Origin of the sequence: Actinomyces graevenitzii C83, from assembly GCF_000239695.1 — a bacterium.
In the GTDB taxonomy this organism is placed as follows: domain Bacteria; phylum Actinomycetota; class Actinomycetes; order Actinomycetales; family Actinomycetaceae; genus Actinomyces; species Actinomyces graevenitzii.
Genome location: NZ_JH470339.1, coordinates 112,239 through 132,882 on the forward strand (window position 1 = coordinate 112,239; position 20,644 = coordinate 132,882).

Sequence of the window (20,644 nt, forward strand, 5' to 3'; positions counted from 1 at the left end):
GAAGTAGTGCCTTGAAAATCTTTTACGGCGTGGTGCCGTAGGAATCAGCGAAGTAGAGGTTGAACGGGCTTGAGGTTTCGGTGGTAGTGACTGTTCCGTTGACTTGATGCCATTGGGCCTGTCCGGCGATGCGCCACCTAGCACTCCAGGAAGTGCGCAACTTAATCACGTATCCGTTGCCGGTAATTTCGTAGGGGTGGCTGACAGTGTAGTTAGGGTATGGAGTGCCTGGATCAGTGGTCTCAAAGGTTTGGCCGTCTCCCCAGTCCCAGTTAAAAGACACAGGGGTCGCCTCAACCTCAATGGGTGTACCTAGCAAGGTGATGTTGAAGGTTTGTTTATCTGGGCTGGTCCAAACCATCATGGGTTGCTTGAAGATAACGAAAATCTCCCCGCTGGGGTAGCGGTTTATGCCCGATCCGTGTGGGATGAGGCGGGCGACTTGTTCGTTACTGATAGTGGTAGGGCCGGCTGCTAGGGGTGCGCCGGTGTTGACTTGGGCGGTGCATTCCTCAGGAGGCCCTGGCGCTATCCCCATTGTCATGAGTACTTCTAGCCGTGGCAGTATGCATTTTTGGGCGTATTCTTCAGCGGCTCGTTTAGCTGCTTCAGGGTCTACTGGCCCGGCTGGCTCGGCCACCGCAGAAAAACCATCAGGACTAGTCGTACTCTCACCTCGGCCTACGATGATTCCATTGTTGTTGTTATCAATTTCTCCCCAGTCGCTTACTTCTGAAGGAGGTGATAAAGCGATTATTGGTAGCAATACATAGGCTAGTTTATTGATCTGCATGATTAACCGCTTCTACTACGATCCATTGTGTGCCGTTATATTCAACTCTTACTCCAGCCCATCGCAGTTGCTTGTCAAATCGTTCAATACTTCCGTTGCCGTTATATTGAACAAAAGGGGCACGTTCAAATTCTACTTGTATTACTATATGGTTTTTAATATCAGATCTGCGGAAAGCTTTAGTAAATTTAATTGTGACTGGCTCGCTCCATCCACCTTTAGCGTGAATGTCTTTCATTTTCTCTATAGGTTTGGTAGCTATATAAGTGCTGCCAGGACATAATTCTTGGTATTCGGAAGCTTTACCGCTGGTGTAGATGTAATAATCCAGTTGCACCCAGTACTTGGCTGTAGCGATAGCACCGTCGTCGCTGTTGACTGTGATCAGCTCTGGTTTGGGTGGTGGCGGCGTGGCTAGGGCACGTTTCTTGGAAGCCTTCAGCTCTGGGGTCATGATGAGTGTTGGGTTGGCAGTCGCCGAGGGTGTGCCACTTGCGGTAGACGTGCCAGTAGCCTTGCTGTTGGCTTTTGGCGTGGCGGCGCCTGCTTTAGTGTGTACATTGGCGACGACGGCCTTGCTGCTGCCAGCATTTGCAGCGCCCTGCTCTTGGCCCCCGCTACACCCAGTCAACCCTGAACAAGCCAGCAGGGTTAAAGCCAACGCCACCTGTAGGTGGTGTTTAGTTGGTGGTGTTTTCATTGTGTTTCCCCCGTGATTAATCTGCATTGATTTATCTAATTACGAGTGGCTATAAGCCGTTGCCGAAAAGTTTGAAGTAGTGCCTTGAAAATCTTTTATGGTGTAGTGCCGTAGGGGTCGGCAATATACAAGTTGAACGGTGACGAGGTTTCTGTAGTAGTTACTGTCCAGTTGACCTGGTGTCATTCGGGTTGGCCGGCTATGTGCCAACGGTCCGGCCGGCTCAGCCACCGCAGAAAAACCACCAGGGGCAGTCGTAGTCTCACCTCTACCAAAGATAAAGCTACTTCCGTCGTCATCAGTTTTTCCCAGTTATCTGCGTTTGTGGGCAATGATAATGCGAGCACAGGAACTAATAAACAAGCTAATTGATTAATCTTCACGGTTAAACGCCTCTTTTACGATCCATTGAGAGCCGTTATATTCGAGCTTTACGCCTGCATAACGTGATTGCTTTGGGTGATATTCAATTTTGCCGTCGCTATCGTAGTGATTTACGCCTTCACGGTCGAAATCTACTTGTATCACTACATCGTTTTTAAAATCAGATCTCCGGAAAGCGGCTGTAAATTTAAGCGTAACTGGGGCTACCCAGCCACCTTCTGACTGATTACGAGTTGCGTCTTCTACAGGTTTAGTGGCAATAGATCCATTACCGGGGCATAGCTTTTTATATTCATCTACTTTGCCGGTGGTGTAAATGTAGTAGTAGAGCTGTACCCAGTATTTGGCGGTGGCTATGGCGCCGTCGTCGCTGTTGACGGTGATTAGTTCAGGTTTGGGTGGGGGCTGGGTGTTGCGGGCTTGTTTTCTGGCGGCCTCAAGTTCTGGTGACAAGGTTGCGGTTAGACTGGCGGACGCTGTGGGTGTGCTAGTGCTTTTAGCCTTGCTGCTGGTTTTTGATGTGGCTGTAGCTGCTTTGGTGTGTGTGCTGGCGACGGCGGCCTTACTGCTGCCAGCATTTGCAGGGCCTTGCTCTTGGCTCTCACTACACCCAGCTAGGCCTGAACAAGCAAGCAGGGTTAAGGACAATGTCACTTGAAAATGCTGCTTAGTTATCAAGGTTTCCATTGTGTTTCCTAATGATTTATCTGCGTTGATTAATCAAATTTGAAGTGTTGCCGCGAAAATCTCTTATGGTGTGGTTCCGTAGGAATCAGCGATATACAGGTTGAAGGGGCTTGAGGTTTCGGTGGTGGTGACTGTTCCGTTGACTTGGTGCCATTGGGTTTGGCCGGCTATGCGCCAGCGGGCCGACCAGGAAGTACGCAGCCTAATCACATATCCGTTGCCGGTTACCTCATAGGGGTGGCTGACACTGTAGTTAGGGTATGGGGTGCCCGGGTCAGTAGTCTCGAAGGTTTGGCCGTCTCCCCAGTCCCAGTTAAAAGACACAGGGGTCGCCTCAACCTCGATGGCTGTGCCTAGTAGGGTGATGTTGAAGGTTTGTTTATCTGGGCTGGTCCACACCATCATGGGTTGTTTGAAAATAACGAAGATTTCACCGCTGGGGTAACGGTTTATACCTGAGCCGTGTGGGATCAGGCGGGCTACTTGTTCGTTACTGACCGTGGTAGGACCAGCAGCCAGTGGCGCGCCAGTGTTGGCTTGGGCAGCGCATTCCTGGGGGGTAGTTACCTCGGTTTTATCCAGGAGGGCGGCTAATGTCGGTATCGCGACGCAATGGAAGCGGTACTTTTCAGCTGCTCGTTTAGCTGCTTCAGGGTCTACCGGCCCGGCTGGCTCAGCCACCGCCGAAAAACCACCAGGCCTGGTTGCTCGCTCACTATGACGGACAATGATGCCTGTTCCATTGTCGCCAATTTCTACGCTATTATCTGGAGGATTACCATTTGCTAAAGTAAGTATTGGAACTATCAGATAAATCAGCTTATTAAATTTCACGATTAACCGCCTCGACTACAACCCATTGCGTGCCGTTGTATTCAAGCTTTACGGCAGCCCACCGTGATTGATTCTGAAAATATCGTGTAGTCCCATCACTGTAATATTGCGTGAAAGCATTGCGCTCAAAGTCTACTTGTATCATTACTTCCTGTTTAAAGTCATTTCTGCGAAAAGCATCAGTGAATTTAACTGTGACCGGGTCAGTCCAGCCACCTAAAGTATGATTTTCTTTTGCGTGTTCCACTGGTTTTGTTGCCATAAAACCGTTGCCCGGACACAATTCCTTGTATTCGCTAGTTTTTCCAGTGGTGTAGATGTAGTAGTAGAGCTGTACCCAATATTTGGCGGTAGCTATTGCACCGTCATCACTATTGACTGTGATCAGCTCTGGTTTGGGTGGTGGCGGCGTGGCCAGGGCCCGCTTCTTAGAGGCTTCCAGCTCTGGTGTCATGATGAGTGTCGGGCTAGCTGTAGCACCGGGCGTGGCAGCTACAGTAGGCGCGCCGGTTGCGGTAGGCACACCACTGGCCCTGGTTTTACTGCTGGCTTTTGGCGTGGCGGTGCCTGCTTTAGTGTGTGCATTGGCGACGGCGGCCTTACTGCTAGCCGTGTTTGAAGCGTTTTGTTCCTGGCCCCCACTACACCCAGCCAACCCCGAGCAGGCCAGTAGTGTTAAGGCCAGTGCGGCCTGAAAGCTGCGTTTAGTTACTACGACCCCCATTGTGTTCCCCCGTGATTTATCTACACTGATGAAGCTTTAAGGGAGTGTTGGGGAAGTATTACAAAGCATGGTACATAACACCCCGTACTTTTGGAGTGTTATACACTGTGTTTAGTAATGCCTAATATTTTAGGTCTGTAATCTGGATCTCGCAGGCAAATCAAAAAACCTGCACTAATGTGTCTCAAGCCACTAATAAAACTGAGAAAAATTGCTTCCTCAGGTGTTGGTAGATATCAGGTTGAGCCTCAGGATGGGGCTGCTTGAGGTGGTAGCAGTGCTGTTTGCTTTGGCGACGACGCCGCCCAGCTTGGTTGAGTCAGTAGTGTTGGAGTTAGCGCCGCTGAGCGTGGCACGCTCTGGCGACACTGAAACTAGCGCCATTTGTGTGGCGCCTAGATAGAGTCCCCGCTGCATTCCCTCATGATCAACATTGCTTGATTAGTTAAGGAAGTAATGAGGGCTGCTACAAAACATGCTACATAACGCCCCACATTATTAGGTTGCTGTTTAGAGCTTTTAGTAATGCGTGGGTTAGTGTGTTTGGTGATACGTAAAATTTTAGGCTCACCCCGAGCCCTACATGGCTAAATCAAAATCCCGGAACAACACCTCGTGAATCTGCGCCCGTATTTGTAAAAACTACGCAATCTGTAAAAACTATGCACGTGTTATTCTGCCCAGTTTGAGTGGCTAAGGCTCTCTCAATCAAGCTCAAACGGCCAGGGTTCGCTTAGCCCAGGTCAAGCAGGTAAGCCTCGCTCAGCCCAGGTCAAGTGGCCAGGACTCGCTAGCGGGAACGGCATCAGGGCGCGTCTTACTGAGCCACTGGTTGAAGGAGCGCGCCCACTTGGCGTGCGAGCGGGCTTGCCAAGCATTAGCCTCAGTCAGGTTTAACTGTGCCAACTGCTTATGCTTAAGTGCCATCGTCTGCAAAACATCCAATGTGGCCTGCACATCTACCTCAGCGGTGTGCAGCCGCTCGTCGTTTTCGACGCCGTAAACCTCAATCAGGTTCTCCAACTTGCGCTTGCCTTTACGCCAGCGCTCTAGCTCTCGATCCAGTACCAGCGGATCTAGCACCGGCGTTGGCTCACCGCCCAAACGCTCGGTTAGTGTGGCTAGGCCGTGGCGCTTAAGCTCAGATTCCATCAGGGTTAGGTCATAGCTGGCGTTAAAAATGACTAGCGGAATCGACGCCTGCAGCGCCTCAACAATATGGGTGGCGAGCTGCTCCAAAACCTCCTCAATGAGGGCGCCGTGAGTTTTAGCCACCTCGTTGGTAATTCCGTGCACGGCCGTGGCGCCGGCGGGAATCTCGACGCCGGGATTGGCCAGCCAGGTGCTTACGGTGTCTTGGGTGCGGGTGGGGGCGTCGCTACTGGCAGGGCGGAACACCAAAGCGGCCGTCACCAGCCGGTCATGGCGAGGGTCAACCCCGGTAGTTTCCGTATCGAAGCCCAATAAGGGGCCGTTAAACCATGGTGTGCTCATGTTTTCTCCTGGTGGATGCGATTTGGTGGATAAGTTGTGCTTTGGTGGCTGACGGCTGCCGGGGTACCTATAGCGCCGGGTGTCGGGTGCCAGGTGCCTGGGCTGTCGGATTGGCTAGGCCGCAGGTGCCGATGCAATGACAGACAATGCTGCCGGCATGACACTCCGGGCCGGGTGTTACTTTAAGTTTGGCATGTCTATACCCCTCGCTAAGGTGCCATTTTTACGTCATTTTGGCGGGGATAGGGGAGCGCCGGGGATAGAGGCGGCGGCAGGAGCGGGAGATAGGGGGGCAGGGACAGGAGTGACGGCAGGGGTGGGGGTAACGCCGGTGGCGGGGGCGACGACGTCGTAAAAGCCAGCTGGGACCGAAGCTGTCTGCTGCTGGAACTGAAAGCCGTCTGCTGCTGGAACTGAAAGCCTACGCTAAGTCCTTACAGGTGCTGTACAGACAATAAAACCAGTATGTTTGCCAAAAAATTTATTTACCCGCTTAACCCAGGTGAAATTTTGACCTAGAACACGGTAAAGTAATACCCGGCACGCGCGGCGACCTGCGGCGCGTTCTCGTAGCTACCAGCCAACGCTGGCAATAACTTCAGTCAAGGAGAATGTTTATGGCACAGGTAACCGCCACCATCGCCTCCAAGGTCGGCCTACACGCTCGTCCTGCCGCTGCTTTCGTCAAGGCCGTTGGCGAACAGGGCATCCCGGTCACCATTGCCAAGGAAGGCGGCAGCCCGGTAGACGCTTCCTACATCCTCGGTGTCATGACCCTAGGCGCCACTTTCGGTGACGTCGTCACCCTGACCAGCGAGGCCGAGGGTGCCGAGGCCGGTCTGGAAGCCCTCAAGGCTCTACTGGAGACCGACCTGGACGCCTGATACGTCTAAACTTAAGCCCCCGCCAGCGTTTTTACGCAGCGGGGGTTTTTGTTTGTCTTTAATATTGGCCTATGACGACTGTTGTTGCGGTAGATGGTTCGGCCCTGGGCAATCCCGGTCCGGCTGGTTGGGCTTGGTACGTGGACGAAAACTGCTGGGCGGCTGGGGGATGGCCTAGCAGCAGCAATAATCGGGGCGAACTTACAGCGCTGTTGGAGCTACTGAAAGCCACGGCCCCCACCAATGAGGAATTGCATGTGCTGGCTGATTCGCAGTACGTGATTAATTCGGTGACTAAATGGATAGCGGGCTGGAAAGCTAATGGTTGGCGTAAAGCCGATAAAAAACCAGTGGTTAATGTTGACTTAATGCAGGCTATCGATAAAGCCATTACTGGCCGTAAGGTGAGTTTTGAATGGGTGCGTGGTCACAGCGGCCACCCCCTCAATGAAGCCGCTGATGATAAGGCCCGCGCCGCCGCCAGGGCTTATCAGCATCACAGCTCGGTGGAGAGTGGCCCGGGGTGGACTCGCGGGGAAAATAAGGGGACTACGACGACGGCGCCCGGCTCAGCTCAGGGGTCGACGACGGCGCCCGGCTCAGCTCAGGGGTCGAAGTCTGCTAGTAAAGCTGCTAGCCAGCCAAATGAAAAACAGGTGAAGACTAGTGCTAATACGTCAGGTGAGGCGAAAACTATGTCTAGCCAACAAAAAATTGCTAATGCACAGCAGAGCATCGCTGCTTTGCAACAACAGATTGCGCAGACGCAACGAGAAATTGCCTCAGAACAGCAAAAGATAGTTGCCGCCCACCAAAGCATTGTGACGATTCAACAAAATATCACGGCAGCGCAACAAAAGATCGCCAAGATTCAACAAAGAATTGCTAGCGCACAGCAAAAAATTGTCTCAGCGCAGCAAGAAATTTTATCTGCTAACCGCCACGGCGGACGCGCTAAATCAGCTGACGCTAACCCCGACACCCTGTTTTAGGGGCAGGCCGCACGTTTAACGTGAAACAAAAAGATGTGGGCCGGAATGTAAATTCCGGCCCACATTGCTTTTAACCCCGGTTAGCTTTGCGGCAACAACGCGGCGCCACTGGCGCCGCTAGTACTAGCGCGGCTTATGCCTCAGACCAGGCTCATGGCCTGGCGGGCGATGGCCAGTTCCTCGTTGGTGGGTACTACCAGCACCTTCACCTTCGAGTCGGGGGTGGACACCACGCGCGGCTCGGGGCTGCGCTGGTTGTTGGCCTGCTCATCTAGCTCAACACCCAACCAACCCAGGCGAGCGCACAGCTCGGCGCGGATGGCGGCGTCGTTCTCACCAATACCAGCGGTGAAGGTGAGGGCATCTAGGCCACCCATGACGGCGGTGTAAGAACCCACGTACTTGAGTAGGCGGTGAATGTAGATGTCCATGGCTTCGCGGGCCTGGGTGTCGCCGGCGTCGATACGCTTCCACACTTCACGCATGTCGTTGTCGCCGCACAGGCCCTTCATGCCGGATTCGCGGTTGAACAGGTGGTCCAGCTCCTGGGCGTCCATCCCGGCCACGCGGGCCAGGTGGAATACTGCAGCCGGGTCGATGTCGCCGGTGCGGGTGCCCATAACCAGGCCCTCCAGCGGGGTTAGACCCATGGAGGTGTCTACCGCGCGCCCGCACACAACAGCGGAGGCGCTGGCGCCGTTACCCAGGTGCAGCACAATCTGCTTGAGGTCGTCGCGACCTAGCAGCTGGCTGACAGTAGAGGAAACGTACTGGTGGCTGGTGCCGTGGGCGCCGTAGCGGCGAATCTCGTACTTGTCAGCAACCTCGCGGTTCAGGGCGTAACGCGCGGAGGCTTCGGGCAGGCCCTGGAAGAAAGCGGTGTCGAAAACAACCACGTGCGGCACATCGGGCAGCAGCTGGCGAGCCACGCGGATACCGGCTAGGGCCGGGCCGTTGTGTAGCGGGCCTAGCGGAATTAGCGCCTCCACCCGGTTTTCTACCGCCTCGTCCACCAGGGCGGGGCCGTCAAAGTAGCGTCCACCTTGCACTACGCGGTGACCGACGGCGGCAATGTTGGCTTCTGCCAGGGAGGGGCCTTCGCTTTCGAACAGCTCCAGTACCTTGGCTAGGCCGGCGCGGTGGTCAGGTACGGGAGCTTCGATCACGGTCTTAGCTTCGTCGTGCTTGTGGGTGATCGCGCCCATTTCCTCACCGATACGCTCCACCAGACCCGAGGCCAGAGCCTGACCAGAGTCGGGGTCTACCAGCTGGTACTTGATGGAGGAAGAACCGGAGTTGATCACCAAAACGGTGTGCAGTGCCATAAAAATCCCTTGCGTTACTTGCGTTGTTAGTGCTTGATTTTAGCCCTGTGCCTGTACGGCAGTGATGGCCACGGTGTTAATGATGTCTTCCACCAATGCACCGCGAGACAGGTCGTTTACCGGCTTGTTCAGGCCCTGCAGGATCGGGCCCACCGCCACCGCTCCAGAAGAACGCTGCACGGCCTTGTAGCCGATGTTACCGCTGGAAAGGTCCGGGAAGATGAACACGTTGGCGCGTCCGGCGACGGCGCTACCGGGGGCCTTAGCGGCGGCCACGGAGGGGTCGATGGCGGCGTCGTACTGAATGGGGCCCTCAACGGCCAGCTCAGGGGCCTTTTGACGGACCAACTCAGTGGCGGCGCGGACCTTGTCCACATCCGCGCCCTTACCGGAGGTGCCGGTGGAGAAGGACAGCATGGCCACGCGCGGCTCCACCCCAAACTGACGGGCGGTTTCAGCCGAAGAAATAGCAATGTCAGCCAGCTGCTCAGCGGTGGGCTCAGGGTTGACGGCGCAGTCACCGTAAACCAGTACGCGGTCTTCAAGCAGCATCAAGAACACCGAGGAAACAATGGAAGTGCCCGGCTTGGTCTTGATGATCTGGAAGGAAGGCACGATGGTGTGAGCGGTGGTGTGTACCGCGCCCGAAACCATACCGTCGGCGTCGCCCATGTGCACCATCATGGTGCCAAAGTAGGACACGTCCTGAACCTTTTCGCGGGCCTGCTCCAGGGTGACACCCTTCTTGGCGCGCAGGCGAGCAAACTCGGTGGCGTACTTTTCTAGCAGCTGCTCGTCGTGCACAGACACGATGCGGGCGCCGGAAATGTTTAGGCCCAGCTCAGTGGCGCGGGCGTGCACAGCGTTTTCGTCACCCAGCAGCACCACGTTGGCTACGTTGCGGCGTAGCACGGAGTCGGCGGCGCGCAGCACACGGTCGTCTTCAGACTCGGGCAGCACAATGGTGCGGCGGTCGTTGCGGGCGCGCTCGATCAGTTCGCTTTGGAACATCAGCGGGGTAACCACCTCGGAGCGGGCTACATCCAGGGCGTCCATAATGCCCTTAACGTCAGCTTCCTGCTCGAAAGTGGTGATGGCGACGTCGATCTTGTGCTTGGAGCCCTGGGCGATGTGAGCCTTAATGGAACCAGCAGCCAGACCCACCTTGAAGGTGTCCAGGTTAGTGGTGATTATAGGTAGCGAGGTGCTTAGACCCTTGATCAGCTCAGCGGGCACGGTAGGCAGCGGGAAACCGCCGTTTAGTACCAAACCAGCCAGGGAAGGCATGGCGGTGGAGGCGTGCGCAGCAGCCAGGGCGATGATGATACCTACGCGGTCTGAGGGCACAACCACCAGCTGGCCGTCACGTAGACGCTCCATGGCGTGGGAGACGTCCATAGCGCAGATGAGCAGGTCTTCAGCTTCACGTTCTAGCAGTGCCGGGTCGCCGGAAAGTAGCTGGCCGTCAATAGTGCGCATAACTTCGCCGACGCTGGGGGCGGCCAGTAGCGGCACTTCCGGGATGGAGGTGACGGTTAGTCCTTCCAGCTTGGACTTAAGCAGGTACTCGATAGCTTCGCGCTCGCTGGGCTTGCAGCGGTTGGCTACCACGGCCACCACCCGGGCGTGCTCGGCTGCGATTTCCTTAATCGATACCTGGGCGCTGGCTAGTGCTTCGGAGGGGCCCTGGTTGCCGTTTACTACCAGCAGGGTGGGGGCGCCAATGTTGGCTGCTACCTGGGCGTTTAGGGTCAGTTCGGGGTTGCCGGCGACGCCGTCGTAGTCAGAGCCGTCAATGATGACCACGTCGTGCTCGCGGGCCACATTGCGGTAGGCCTCAATGATGGCGGCCATGCCGGCTTCGGGGTCGGCGCGGAATTCGTCCCAGGTGACGCCAATGGCCTGCTCAGCGCTTAGGTGTGAGCCTGAGTGCTCAAGTAGGAGCGGGGTGAATAGGTCATTTTCACGGTCAAATACGAAGGGGCGGAAAATGCCAACTTTGGCCACCACCTTGGTTAACGCTGAAGCTAGGGACAAAGCCACCATTGACTTGCCCGAGCCAGCGCTGGGAGAGCTGATATAAATGCTGTGTGCCACGCTACAACCTCGGATCTTCTATCAAATCGTTCGCGGGGCGGCCGAGGTGACCTCGGCGTCCCATGCTCTAAGTCTGCCTCATTGTCATGCTTAACTTTGCCAAGCTTGGCTGTAGGCAGGGGTGAAACATCTCTTATTTTGTGGGTTTTTGTTAGTTATGTCGGTTTCCGACGGCGCTCGTGCGGGTGTGGTGCTGGTGCCGACGGCGTGCTTTTGGGGCCGACGGCGCAGCTCGGGCCGCCTGGGGTGAGGTGCCGACGCTGCCCCGGGTAGTACTGCGCCGCACCACCCCGGGCCGTACGCCGGCGTCCTGGGCGCCGTCGTCGTTGTAACTTAAGCCAGCAGCAGCGGCAAGGTAGAAATAACAGTGGTTATGATGACCAGCGGCTCAAACACCGCCAAAGTTAGCCGCCTGGCCAGCGCGCGCCCAGCCAGCGCCCCAAACAGCACGATCGGCACCAAAAAAGCCGCTATTTGCAGGTGCTGGGGCTGAATTAGACCCAGCGAAATAGTGAAGGGAAGCTTAGAAAGATTAACTAGGAAGAAAAACCAGGCAGTAGTTCCCAGGAAAGTTTTTACACTGAATTTGCACGCCAAAAAGTACATGCTGGTAACTGGGCCGCCAGCATTAGCAACCATAGTGGTAAAGCCCGCTAAAGCCCCCGCAATTGCGCGCATAGGTTTATTCGCAGGAATATTGGTTAGCTTACGGCGACGCTGCCAAATAGTTAACATCACTAAAAGTAATAAAATAATACCAATAGATTTACGCATCTGTGCCTGGCTAACAAAACGCATAAAGATCGCCCCGGCTACCACCCCGGTAAGCACTGAAACAACCAGGCGCCGCAATAGTTTGAAGTCGGCGTCGCGCCGGTAAGTCCAAATAGCCAGCAGGTCTCCGGCCAGCAGTAAAACCAGCATCATGCCGGTGGATTCTTTGGCGGGTAGCACCAGGGCGTAAAGCGCCGCCGCAATTGAAGCTAAACCGGGGATGGCGGTCTTTGCCAGGCCGGTTAGCAGCGCTGCAACGATTAGCATCGCCCAGCTCAGTACCGTTAAAGAAGCTAACACCGCTACAGTCTACAGTAATTGTCAGAACAATTCTTGCTTGATTTTACTTAAAGTAGACTGCCCATATGCCTAACCCCACCCAGGCCGACGTTGCCCGCGCTACCAGCGTCCCTGCGGCTACCAGCAGCCCGGCAGTCTGGGCTGCAGCTAGCAGGTTCTTGGCCGAAATTTCCAGGCCCTCAACATTGCCGTAGGCGGCGTCCTCGTGCTCGATGTTGATGTTCATGTCAGGGTCAGCAGCAGAGATTACCCGCAAGAACTCAGCCCAGTACTCGGTGTCGTGGCCCAAACCGAAAGCCACGAAACGCCAAGCTGGATCCTGAGGCCAAGATCTGCACCAGTAGCCAACCGCAACCGGAGTCTTGTTCTCAGCCTCAGCCGGCACCGGCACAAAATCAGTGTCCAACACGCCCCGGTAAGCGGCCCCCGGGAAAATCTTGGTGTCCTTGGCGTGTACGTGACCAATCAGGCCAGCCAGGCGCTTGCTGGCCAGATCAATGGTCTTAAACAGGTCCTCGGCGTGCTTTAGACCCTCATTGGGTAGCGGGCTGGTGGGGTTACCGGAGGTGTTTAAGCCAGTCAAGGCTACGCCGTGGGTTTCGAAAACACCCAGGTAGTCCTCGCGGGCGGAGATAAACGTGCTCAGCCCTAACAAGGTGCGCCAGGTCTAGAGGCGCTTGGGCATAAAAAAGTCCGGACCGCTAGTGAACTGCGATCCGGGACGTATTCCCTTACCTGTAAAGCTGGCTTAAAAACTGCTAGCTTTGCAGGCTTTGGGGTAAAGTGCTAGGCATCAGGCGTTGATGAGCTTTTCCTCAACGTAGCTGCGAGCGATCTTGGCGTACTTCAGGGGCTCGGCAACCTTGGGGTCCTGCTCGGCCTCAACTAGGATCCAGCCCTTGTAGCCGTGCTCAACTAGGAAGTTGTAGGGCTCGGGGAAGTCGATGGTGCCGTCGCCAGGGACGGTGAACATGCCGGCCAGGAAGGAGTCGAGGAAGGAGCGCTTGGCTTCCTTGGACTCGGCCATCTTCTCGGGGCGTACGTCCTTGAAGTGCACGTGCTTGATGCGGTCGATGGCGCCGTGCAGCAGGCCCAGGACGTCGCCGTCGCCCACGAAAGCGTGACCGGTGTCGAACAGCAGGGAGACCTTGGTGGGGTCGGTCAGCTCAAGCAGCTTGAAGGTCTCTTCCTTGGTCTGCACTACGGTGCCCAGGTGGTGGTGGTAGACCAGGTCCAGGCCGTACTCGTGAGCGATCTCGCCAAGCTTGTCCAGGCCCTCAGCCAGAACCGGCCACTCCTCGTCCTTGAGAACAGGCTTGTTCTCGAAGATGCAGATGTCGCGGATGCCCTGCACGGAGCCGGTCTGCTCGGAGACCACCACGCGGGTGGCGCCCAGGAACTGCAGGTACTCGCAGGTGGCGCGGAACTCGGGGATAACGGCGTCGATGCCGTCACGGACGATGAAGGAGGAGAACCACTGGGCCACGATCTTCAGGCCAGCAGCGTCAGCCTTAGCCTTGACCTCTTCCTTTGGCGGGTACCAGCCGGCAACCTCGGTGCCACGGAAGCCAACGGTGGCTAGGTCGTCGAACATGACGTCGATGGTGTTCCATTCGCCAACCTCGGGAATGTCATCGTTACGCCAGCTGATGGGGTGCATACCCCAGGTGATGCCGTGCGGGTCGGTAATAGCGGTAGTGGGGTCTAGCTTTGCTGCCATTGCAACTCCTTTGTGTTTTAGCATTCGGTGAGCGGCGTATCCCGGCCTTAAGCGCTCACTAAGAAGTCTATTCGAAACGTTTCTGAGACTTCAATGTCTGGACAATTAATTTTATTTTGTTCGATCCGGTGAACAGTTTTGCGTCCGACGCCGCCCCTGACCGCTTGGGGTCTGTGTGCCTTTGGGGGGATGCGGCGGTGCTGCCCTGGTGATCACTTAGCGCAGTTAACGCGGCTAGTTAGGGGCGACGTCGAAACTGTGGCGGTGCCTAGAAGCGCCGCTGAAGTGGGGTGCTTGTCTTACGGCAAACACCCCACAAGTTTTGGTCAGGAGAAGCGAGCCTTCATCTCGACCTCAATCTCTTCCAGAGACTTGTCGGCGGTCTCAGGCATGATCTTGAACAGGATCACGGCTACGACCAGGTTGGTGACACCGTAGATGGTGTAGGTGATACCACCACCAAGGTTCTCCATCATGTAGGGGAAGGTCCAGCCCACGATGGCGTTGACGATCCACAGGCAGAAGATGGCGGTACCGTTCATGACACCGCGCACGTTAGACGGGAAGATTTCACCCATCATGGTCCACACGATGGTTCCGTTGGAGGACTGAACGATCAGCATGAATACGGCCATCAGAGCCAAAATCAGGTAGGCAGCCCAGCTCGGCGGGGTGGTCTTGTTGTCGATGTGCGGGGCAATGGTGAACTCGAAGATGGCAGCAATGGCCAGCAAGGAGATACCTACACCGATCACGTCAGCGATCAGGATCTGACGACGATGGAACTTCAAGATCAGCCAGATACCCAGGGCAGAACCGATAACACTCATGGCGCCGTTAGCAACCTGGGCGGTAATGGCGGCGGAGGTGGACATACCGGCGTACTGCAAAACCTTGGGCGCGTAGTACATAACGGTGTTAACACCGGTTAGCTGGTTGGTGATAGCCAGGAAGATACCGACGAACATCAGCTTACGCAGCCACGGAGTGGCCATGACGTAGCCAAAGCCCTTGCGCTGAGCGTGCTCTTCTTCTTCCTGCTGGTGAGCCTGGACCATTTCCATAAGCTCCTCGGCCAGCGGGCCGTCCTTTTCCTCGTTGCGCACGCGCTTGAGGGCGCCAATGGCGTCGTAGAGACGTTCCTTAGCCAGGTACCAACGGGAGGATTCAGGCATGAGGCGGATACCGATCCACAGGGCCACAGCCGGGACCGAGCACAGTACGATCATGTAGCGCCAGGTGTCACCGTTACCGGCGCTGACCTGCAGCTGCTCTAGGAAGGCGTGGTAGGCGGCGGGCTCGAGGTTACCACCCTGGGAGGTCTGCATCTTGGACAGAACATCGAAGGAGATGTCGTGGCCCAGTAGGCTCGGGTCTAGGGTGCCAGAGGGGTCAGCGGTGATGGTCAGCTTGGGGCCGCCACTCATGGAGTTAATGATGGCGTTAATGGTGAAGGCGAGCAGCTGACCGGTAACGATCATCAGCTGGTCGAGGGCCACGATGGAGCCACGAATACGCTTAGGTGCGGTTTCAGCTAGGTAAACAGGAACAGTTGCACTCGCACCACCCACGGCAAAGCCCAGGATGAAGCGGAAGATGTACATGATCCACACGTTCGGGCTGAAAGCGTTACCGCAGGCACCGAAGAAGAACAAGATGGCCAGCAGGGTGATGTTGTGACGACGACCGTACTTGTCAGACAACAAACCACCAATGAGTGCACCCACAGCTGCACCGATTAGCAGAACACCAGAGATACCGCCCTCTTCGAGGCTGGTAAGTGCCAGGCCGGAAGCGCCGTCGGGCATGTACATGTAGGGTAATGCGCCACTGATTACACCGGTGTCGTAACCAAATAGCAGTGAACCTAGCGTGGCTACAGCCGCGATGGCAACTACGCCACGGTGCTTGCCAGAAGGCGGAGTCTTGTCAACCGCCTTCTGCATCTGCTCCCTGTTAATAGTCTTCAGGGAGATGTCACCCTTTGACATTGGGTGGCTCCTTTCCTATTTTTCACTCATCTACGAGCGTATACCCCCAACAGTGGGGGCAAGTCTTTTTAATTGTTGTGTGTGCCGGTAACCGGCGTAGGGGGCCTGGCCCCTGAGCTAGGGGCCCAAAGGGGCCAGGCGCAGTATTTAGCAGTATTGGCAGATTACTTGTCGAAAGTAGTGTTGCCTTCGACGCGAGCCACTTCGTGCCACTGGCCATCAGCGGCAGAGGCGACGGTAGCTTCGTCAACTTCAGCGGCGCACCAGGCGTCAGCTGCTGAAGGAGCAAGCTGCTTGCCAGTTAGAACAGACTCGATGAACTGGGCAGCTTCAACCACCTTCATGTCGTCAAAGCCCATGGAGGTGCCGATGGCCGGCTGGAAGCGAGACCACTGGCCCCAAGCCGGGTTGGCCATAGCGCGGGTGTAGCCGTGGGTAGCTCCGCCGTCGACGCCAAGGCATACTTCCAGCTCGTTGAGGCGCTCGAAGTTCCAGCGGGCAGAGCCCTCGGTGCCGTAAACCTCAACCACGTACTCAGCGCGCGGACCTACGCTGACGCGAGAGGACTCTAAGGTGCCCACCACGCCGTTGTCGAAACGTACCAGCATGGCTACGTAGTCTTCGTTTTCAACCTCGCCAACCTCATCGCCGATCTCAAAACCGGAGTGGCCCACACCCATCTTGGTGGGGATGGGGCGCTCGGTGATGAAGGTGTCGGTGATGGCGCTGACGGAGGCGATGCGGCCCACGATGTACTGGGCTAGGTCTGCGCCGTGGCTCATCAGGTCGGGCACGACGCCGGCGCCGGCCTTTTCCTTGCTAGCGCGCCAGGTCAGCGGGCTTAGTGGGGAGGAGTTGTAGTCCGCGATGAACCATACGCGCACGTTGGTCAGGCGGCCAAGCTTGCCTTCACGCACCAGGGTGCGCATGTACTCAATAGCGGGGGTGTGGCGGTAGTTGAAGCCGACGGCGCTAACCAGGCCAGCTTTCTCAGCAGCCTGAGCGATTTCGCGCGACTGCTCAGCGCTTACGCCCATGGGCTTTTCAATCCAGAAAGGCTTGCCGGCAGCAATGGCGGCGAGGGCGATTTCCTTGTGCAGGAAGTTGGGTGAAGCGATAGAGACGATGTCTACCTCGGGGTCTGCAAGTAGCTCGTGGTAGTCGGCGTAGGCGCGCTTAAAACCTAGCTTGCCGGTCGCTTCTTCGCGCACGGAGTCAATCGGGTCAGCGGCTGCAACTAGCTCTACCTCTACCCCTAGCTCGGGGAAGTACTCTGCTACGGCCTTGTAAGAACGAGTGTGTAGACGACCCATCCAACCTAGGGAGATTACGCCAACCCCCAGGCGCTTCTTCTCACCCATAGTTCCTCCTTGGTATCTGTGGTGTGGTCTGAATGTGTTGTATTTGTCGGTGCAAACGCGCGTCAGCAATGACGTTGAGTACACACTAGCATCACGCAAATGTAAGTACAACTGCATGATTTGAGTGGTCTGTGATACTTAGTGTTGCAGGCTGATTTAGCCCGCATATGTCAGTAAGTGCTGCAAAATCGATCAGCGCGCGCCGCCTAAAGAGCACATTTAACTAGTCGTAGCAGAGCGCAGCGAAGAGGATCTGACCTGCAAAAACGGCTCAATTAACTGCATTTGTGGGGCAGGGCTGGGAGGATCAACCAGTGCTTTAACTGACAGTGCGGCCATTTTTTCAAGATTCTGGTCGATCGAAGAGAGCGCAAATTCAGGGTGGGCAGCCATACGGGTGTTGTCATACGAAACCATGCCAACGTCTGGCCCCATCCGCCAATCTGAACGGTAGACAGCCGCCGCGTAGTCGATAGCCAGCAGATCGTTAAAAGCGATGATGGCGCAGTGACCGGCGTCGTGAGATTTAGTTAGCAGCTCTAAATTGGCCTGGCAGTCCCAGTGAGATTTAAGAATCTTAAAAGGCACTCGCTCCTGCGCGGCCACCAACTGGCAAGCCTCCAGGCGCTCATAGACAATCGGCTCCATGCGGGTGGAGGTGGGGGTAGCAAAATACAGGTGGCTGTAGCCCTGCTTGGCCAGGTGGCGGATTACCTGCGTGGCCGCAGCTATCTCATCCAGGCGAGTAACCCACACCGTGTTATCGCCCAATTGGCGATCTAACAGACACAAATTGATGCGCTGACTTAGCTCCAGCACCGCCCCGGTATCGAGGGTAATCCCAGCAAAAATAACCCCAGCCGGGCGCATTTGCAGCACCTGCCTAATTACTTCTTGCTCACGCTCAGGCATTCGGTCAGAAACCATTACCAACAGCGAATAGCCAACCTTTTCAGCCGCTTTACGCAAGGCGCGGGAAAGCTGATCAAAATAGGGATTATCTAAATAGGGCAGCACCAATAACAGCCGGTGCGAATCGCCTCCGGCCAGTTCAGCTGCCGCCGAATGGGGCTGATAATTTAGGGCGCGTGCGGCGCTAAGAATACGCTCGCGGGTGTGCTGACTCATGCGTCCGCCCCCGCTTAACGCCAGGGATACCAGGCCGCGTGAAACTCCTGCGAGCTCAGCGACATCTGCCTGTGTTGCTGGACGAGCCTTCATCATGTCTCCTATGACTGATTATTTATGGGACAATCCTAGCAAGTGTGTATAGGAGAAATATGGGCGCAAAGGTAACTATTTCTAGTGTAGCTAAAGCAACCGGACGTTCTATTTCTACAGTTTCGGCTGCGCTCAATGGTGCTAGTGGAGTGGCTGAGTCTACTCGCGCCGAAATTTTGCAGGCCGCCCAGCGCCTGGGCTACTCGGCTGACCCTAACGCCCAGCAGCTGCGCCGTCGCCATAGCGGCATGATGGGAGTGGTGCTAACTGCCGGCCAAGCCTTCCAGGTGCGCCTGCTAGATGCGGTCTATGCGGCTGCCACGGACCTAAACGTAGATGTGCTGGTAGCGGCCACTACCGCTAATCATGATCAAGACGCCGGGGTGGGGGCCCTACTGGCGCGCCACTGTGAGGGACTAGTGCTAATTGACCCCGACGACGACGATAGCGAGCGTCAGGGACGGATCGGCAAGCGCGTGGCCACAGTGGTGCTCAGTGCTGACGCTGCAGCTAGCGGGGTTGATAGCGTAATTTCGCGTGACGACGTCGGTATTAGCGCCAGCGTGGACCACCTGGTTTTGCAGGGGGTAAACCGCATTACCTATATCGACGGCGCCAGCTCTAATGCCTGTGCACGTCGCACTCGTGCCTACCGACAGGCTATGAAAGACCATGGTTTAGAGCGCTACATTCAAGTAGTAAGTGGTGGTACCTCGGAGGCTGACGGGGCGCGGGCGGCGCAGCAACTATTAGACAGCGGTGATTTACCCCAGGCTTTAATGTGCTTTAACGATCACTGCGCTATTGGTGCATTAATGGAGCTGGTTCGCGCCGGTAAACGAGTGCCGCAAGATATTTTAGTGATGGGCTATGACGGCATTGATTTGGCTGGGGTAAGTGCCCTAGATCTAAGCACAGTCGATCAAGATGCTTTGCTAATGTCGCGGGCGGCGCTAAAACTAGCGCATGTGCGCTCGCTGCAGCGACGCGGTGAATCAGTGAGTGTGTCTGAGGCCTTAGAGGAGTTTGGTGACAACATACATGTCACTATGAAAGCCGATAAAAGTGTATGTGTTGAAGTTAAACCACGAATGATTGTGCGCTCATCAACAAAGTTTCTATAAGGGTCTAAAAAAGTGTTTGTGGGGATGAAAAAGTATTTTCGTCCCCACAAACTTACTGGAGAAGCTGTGAAGGCACTACTAGTTACCTAGGCAGGTAGGCAGCGCCTTGGTAACGTAGGCAGCTTGTATTTGCCTGCAGTTAGTGCTCCCAGCTGATAAGCCTGGTAAGGCTCACAGGTGGACAACCTTGCCGGTGGCCACAGACTCGGTGGCGGCCTCGGCTAGGCGTAGGGCCTCGATGGCGTCCTTGATGCCGGGCAGGGGCTTGGTGCCACCGTTGATGGCGTCGATGAAGCTGGTCAGCTCCAGGCGGTAGGCGTCGGCGTAGCGCTGTAGGAAGAAGTCCAGGTAGGGCTCGGCGGCGTCGGTCAGCTGGTCGTTGTTCAGACGCACGGTGGTGGCGCGAATGTTGTCGGCGTTGAGGGTGCCGGTGGCGCCCTGAGCCTCCAGGCGCTGGTCGTAACCGGAAGCGCAGTGACGGTTGTTGATGATGGTAGCTACCACGCCGTCAGCGTTCTTCAGGGTTACCACAGCGGCATCGGAGTCTCCGGCTTCCTTGATGGCGGGGTTGAAGTTCTGGCCTACGGCGTAAACCTCGGTGATGTCGCCCAGGAAGAAACGAGCCATGTCGAAGTCGTGGATGGTCATGTCGCGGAAGATACCGCCGGAGACCTTTACGTACTCGGCTGGCGGGGCGGAGGGGTCGCGGGAGATGATCAGCAGGGTCTCCAGGTTGCCGATCTTGCCGTCGGCAACAGCCTGGTGCAGGGTGGCGAAGGAGGGGTCGAAGCGGCGGTTGAAGCCGAACATAACCGGAACCTCTACGGCGTCCAGCTCAGCCTGGGCAGCCTCAACGTCCTTCATGTCCAAAGCAATGGGCTTCTCGCACAGCACGGCCTTGCCAGCCTTGGCGGCAGCCAGCAGGTGCGGAATGTGTAGCGGAGTAGGGGAGCCAATAACGACGGCGTCGACGCCTTCGTCAGTGAAAACGGAGTCAACGTCAGTGGTGTGGGCTGCACCGTACTCAGCGGCGAGTTTCTCGGCGGCGTCGCCGAAGGGGTCAGCAATCAGGGCCAACTTGGCGTCCGGGTGAGAGGCGATGGTCTTAGCGTGTACGTGGCCAATGCGGCCGGCGCCAATGACGGCAATGTTTAGCATATTTTTCCTAAAGTAAGTGAGTTTGGGTGTGGGCGGTGGCCGCGCAGTCAACCATTAGCTGCAGCCGTACCTTTACGGCTT

Annotated in this window: 19 protein-coding genes; 3 read left to right on the plus strand and 16 right to left on the minus strand. The window is 56.2% G+C overall.

Features of this window, described 5'->3' with window-relative positions; translation table 11 throughout:
- Positions 1–22: 22 nt before the first annotated feature.
- The 7 genes from HMPREF0045_RS09800 to HMPREF0045_RS08130 form a co-directional block, all read right to left on the minus strand.
- Positions 23–793 (minus strand): hypothetical protein, encoded by a 771-nt coding sequence (locus tag HMPREF0045_RS09800; protein ID WP_005987336.1) that lies wholly within the window; start codon positions 791–793, stop codon positions 23–25.
- Entirely contained in the window at positions 780–1,493 is a 714-nt protein-coding gene (locus HMPREF0045_RS09805; RefSeq protein ID WP_005987338.1) for a DUF6318 family protein, read from the minus strand. The genes HMPREF0045_RS09800 and HMPREF0045_RS09805 overlap by 14 nt, the downstream gene beginning before the upstream one ends.
- A 372-nt stretch (positions 1,494–1,865) precedes the next feature.
- Positions 1,866–2,564 (minus strand): DUF6318 family protein, encoded by a 699-nt coding sequence (locus tag HMPREF0045_RS08110; RefSeq protein WP_005987339.1) that lies wholly within the window; start codon positions 2,562–2,564, stop codon positions 1,866–1,868.
- A 63-nt stretch (positions 2,565–2,627) separates the two neighbouring features.
- Positions 2,628–3,398, minus strand: coding sequence for a hypothetical protein (locus tag HMPREF0045_RS08115; protein WP_005987341.1), 771 nt, complete (start codon positions 3,396–3,398; stop codon positions 2,628–2,630).
- Positions 3,388–4,122: a DUF6318 family protein gene (locus HMPREF0045_RS10235; protein ID WP_005987343.1), complete on the minus strand. Its 735-nt coding sequence runs from the start codon at positions 4,120–4,122 to the stop codon at positions 3,388–3,390. The genes HMPREF0045_RS08115 and HMPREF0045_RS10235 overlap by 11 nt, the downstream gene beginning before the upstream one ends.
- 219 nt (positions 4,123–4,341) lie before the next feature.
- Positions 4,342–4,506: a hypothetical protein gene (locus HMPREF0045_RS10565; protein ID WP_005987345.1), complete on the minus strand. Its 165-nt coding sequence runs from the start codon at positions 4,504–4,506 to the stop codon at positions 4,342–4,344.
- Positions 4,507–4,884: 378 nt separating this feature from the next.
- Entirely contained in the window at positions 4,885–5,616 is a 732-nt protein-coding gene (locus tag HMPREF0045_RS08130) for an exonuclease domain-containing protein (protein ID WP_005987347.1), read from the minus strand.
- A 617-nt stretch (positions 5,617–6,233) separates the two neighbouring features.
- Here HMPREF0045_RS08130 and HMPREF0045_RS08140 point away from each other — a divergent pair.
- On the plus strand, positions 6,234–6,500 hold the full coding sequence (locus HMPREF0045_RS08140; RefSeq protein ID WP_005987349.1) for an HPr family phosphocarrier protein: 267 nt from the start codon (positions 6,234–6,236) through the stop codon (positions 6,498–6,500).
- Between the two features lie 71 nt (positions 6,501–6,571).
- Positions 6,572–7,492, plus strand: coding sequence for a ribonuclease H family protein (locus tag HMPREF0045_RS10240; protein WP_005987351.1), 921 nt, complete (start codon positions 6,572–6,574; stop codon positions 7,490–7,492).
- Positions 7,493–7,632: 140 nt separating this feature from the next.
- Here HMPREF0045_RS10240 and HMPREF0045_RS08150 read toward each other — a convergent pair whose 3' ends face one another.
- From HMPREF0045_RS08150 to HMPREF0045_RS08185, 8 genes are all read right to left on the minus strand, one after another.
- Positions 7,633–8,817 carry an acetate/propionate family kinase gene (locus tag HMPREF0045_RS08150; protein ID WP_005987353.1) on the minus strand — a complete coding sequence of 395 codons (1,185 nt, stop codon included), beginning with the start codon at positions 8,815–8,817 and terminating at the stop codon, positions 7,633–7,635.
- A 39-nt stretch (positions 8,818–8,856) separates the two neighbouring features.
- Positions 8,857–10,914, minus strand: a complete 2,058-nt coding sequence (pta, locus tag HMPREF0045_RS08155) for a phosphate acetyltransferase (protein ID WP_005987356.1) — start codon at positions 10,912–10,914, stop codon at positions 8,857–8,859.
- Between the two features lie 333 nt (positions 10,915–11,247).
- Positions 11,248–11,988: a sulfite exporter TauE/SafE family protein gene (locus HMPREF0045_RS08160; protein WP_040316261.1), complete on the minus strand. Its 741-nt coding sequence runs from the start codon at positions 11,986–11,988 to the stop codon at positions 11,248–11,250.
- A 43-nt stretch (positions 11,989–12,031) separates the two neighbouring features.
- Positions 12,032–12,643 (minus strand): hypothetical protein, encoded by a 612-nt coding sequence (locus HMPREF0045_RS08165; protein WP_005987360.1) that lies wholly within the window; start codon positions 12,641–12,643, stop codon positions 12,032–12,034.
- Between the two features lie 138 nt (positions 12,644–12,781).
- Complete coding sequence (iolE, locus tag HMPREF0045_RS08170) at positions 12,782–13,708, minus strand: myo-inosose-2 dehydratase (RefSeq protein WP_005987362.1); 927 nt, start codon at positions 13,706–13,708, stop codon at positions 12,782–12,784.
- Positions 13,709–14,034: 326 nt separating this feature from the next.
- Positions 14,035–15,699 (minus strand): MFS transporter, encoded by a 1,665-nt coding sequence (locus HMPREF0045_RS08175; protein ID WP_005987364.1) that lies wholly within the window; start codon positions 15,697–15,699, stop codon positions 14,035–14,037.
- Between the two features lie 164 nt (positions 15,700–15,863).
- The gene (locus tag HMPREF0045_RS08180; RefSeq protein WP_005987365.1) at positions 15,864–17,060 is read right to left on the minus strand and encodes a Gfo/Idh/MocA family protein; all 1,197 of its coding nucleotides are present in this window, start codon (positions 17,058–17,060) and stop codon (positions 15,864–15,866) included.
- A gap of 219 nt (positions 17,061–17,279) precedes the next feature.
- Positions 17,280–18,281 (minus strand): LacI family DNA-binding transcriptional regulator, encoded by a 1,002-nt coding sequence (locus tag HMPREF0045_RS08185; RefSeq protein WP_005987367.1) that lies wholly within the window; start codon positions 18,279–18,281, stop codon positions 17,280–17,282.
- Positions 18,282–18,340: 59 nt separating this feature from the next.
- Here HMPREF0045_RS08185 and HMPREF0045_RS08190 point away from each other — a divergent pair, with 59 nt between their 5' ends.
- Positions 18,341–19,405 carry a LacI family DNA-binding transcriptional regulator gene (locus HMPREF0045_RS08190; RefSeq protein ID WP_005987369.1) on the plus strand — a complete coding sequence of 355 codons (1,065 nt, stop codon included), beginning with the start codon at positions 18,341–18,343 and terminating at the stop codon, positions 19,403–19,405.
- A 171-nt stretch (positions 19,406–19,576) separates the two neighbouring features.
- Here HMPREF0045_RS08190 and iolG read toward each other — a convergent pair whose 3' ends face one another.
- On the minus strand, positions 19,577–20,563 hold the full coding sequence (iolG, locus tag HMPREF0045_RS08195; protein ID WP_005987370.1) for an inositol 2-dehydrogenase: 987 nt from the start codon (positions 20,561–20,563) through the stop codon (positions 19,577–19,579).
- Between the last annotated feature and the right edge of the window lie 81 nt (positions 20,564–20,644).

Bases quoted from the DNA above. Each gene is read 5' to 3' on its own strand.
- HMPREF0045_RS09800 (WP_005987336.1), bottom strand. From the start codon at position 793: ATGCAGATCAATAAACTAGCCTATGTATTGCTACCAATAATCGCTTTA.
- HMPREF0045_RS09805 (WP_005987338.1), bottom strand. From the start codon at position 1,493: ATGAAAACACCACCAACTAAACACCACCTACAGGTGGCGTTGGCTTTA.
- HMPREF0045_RS08110 (WP_005987339.1), bottom strand. From the start codon at position 2,564: ATGGAAACCTTGATAACTAAGCAGCATTTTCAAGTGACATTGTCCTTA.
- HMPREF0045_RS10235 (WP_005987343.1), bottom strand. From the start codon at position 4,122: ATGGGGGTCGTAGTAACTAAACGCAGCTTTCAGGCCGCACTGGCCTTA.
- HMPREF0045_RS10565 (WP_005987345.1), bottom strand. From the start codon at position 4,506: ATGGCGCTAGTTTCAGTGTCGCCAGAGCGTGCCACGCTCAGCGGCGCT.
- HMPREF0045_RS08130 (WP_005987347.1), bottom strand. From the start codon at position 5,616: ATGAGCACACCATGGTTTAACGGCCCCTTATTGGGCTTCGATACGGAA.
- HMPREF0045_RS08140 (WP_005987349.1), top strand. From the start codon at position 6,234: ATGGCACAGGTAACCGCCACCATCGCCTCCAAGGTCGGCCTACACGCT.
- HMPREF0045_RS10240 (WP_005987351.1), top strand. From the start codon at position 6,572: ATGACGACTGTTGTTGCGGTAGATGGTTCGGCCCTGGGCAATCCCGGT.
- HMPREF0045_RS08150 (WP_005987353.1), bottom strand. From the start codon at position 8,817: ATGGCACTGCACACCGTTTTGGTGATCAACTCCGGTTCTTCCTCCATC.
- iolE (WP_005987362.1), bottom strand. From the start codon at position 13,708: ATGGCAGCAAAGCTAGACCCCACTACCGCTATTACCGACCCGCACGGC.
- HMPREF0045_RS08175 (WP_005987364.1), bottom strand. From the start codon at position 15,699: ATGTCAAAGGGTGACATCTCCCTGAAGACTATTAACAGGGAGCAGATG.
- HMPREF0045_RS08180 (WP_005987365.1), bottom strand. From the start codon at position 17,060: ATGGGTGAGAAGAAGCGCCTGGGGGTTGGCGTAATCTCCCTAGGTTGG.
- HMPREF0045_RS08185 (WP_005987367.1), bottom strand. From the start codon at position 18,281: ATGAAGGCTCGTCCAGCAACACAGGCAGATGTCGCTGAGCTCGCAGGA.
- HMPREF0045_RS08190 (WP_005987369.1), top strand. From the start codon at position 18,341: ATGGGCGCAAAGGTAACTATTTCTAGTGTAGCTAAAGCAACCGGACGT.
- iolG (WP_005987370.1), bottom strand. From the start codon at position 20,563: ATGCTAAACATTGCCGTCATTGGCGCCGGCCGCATTGGCCACGTACAC.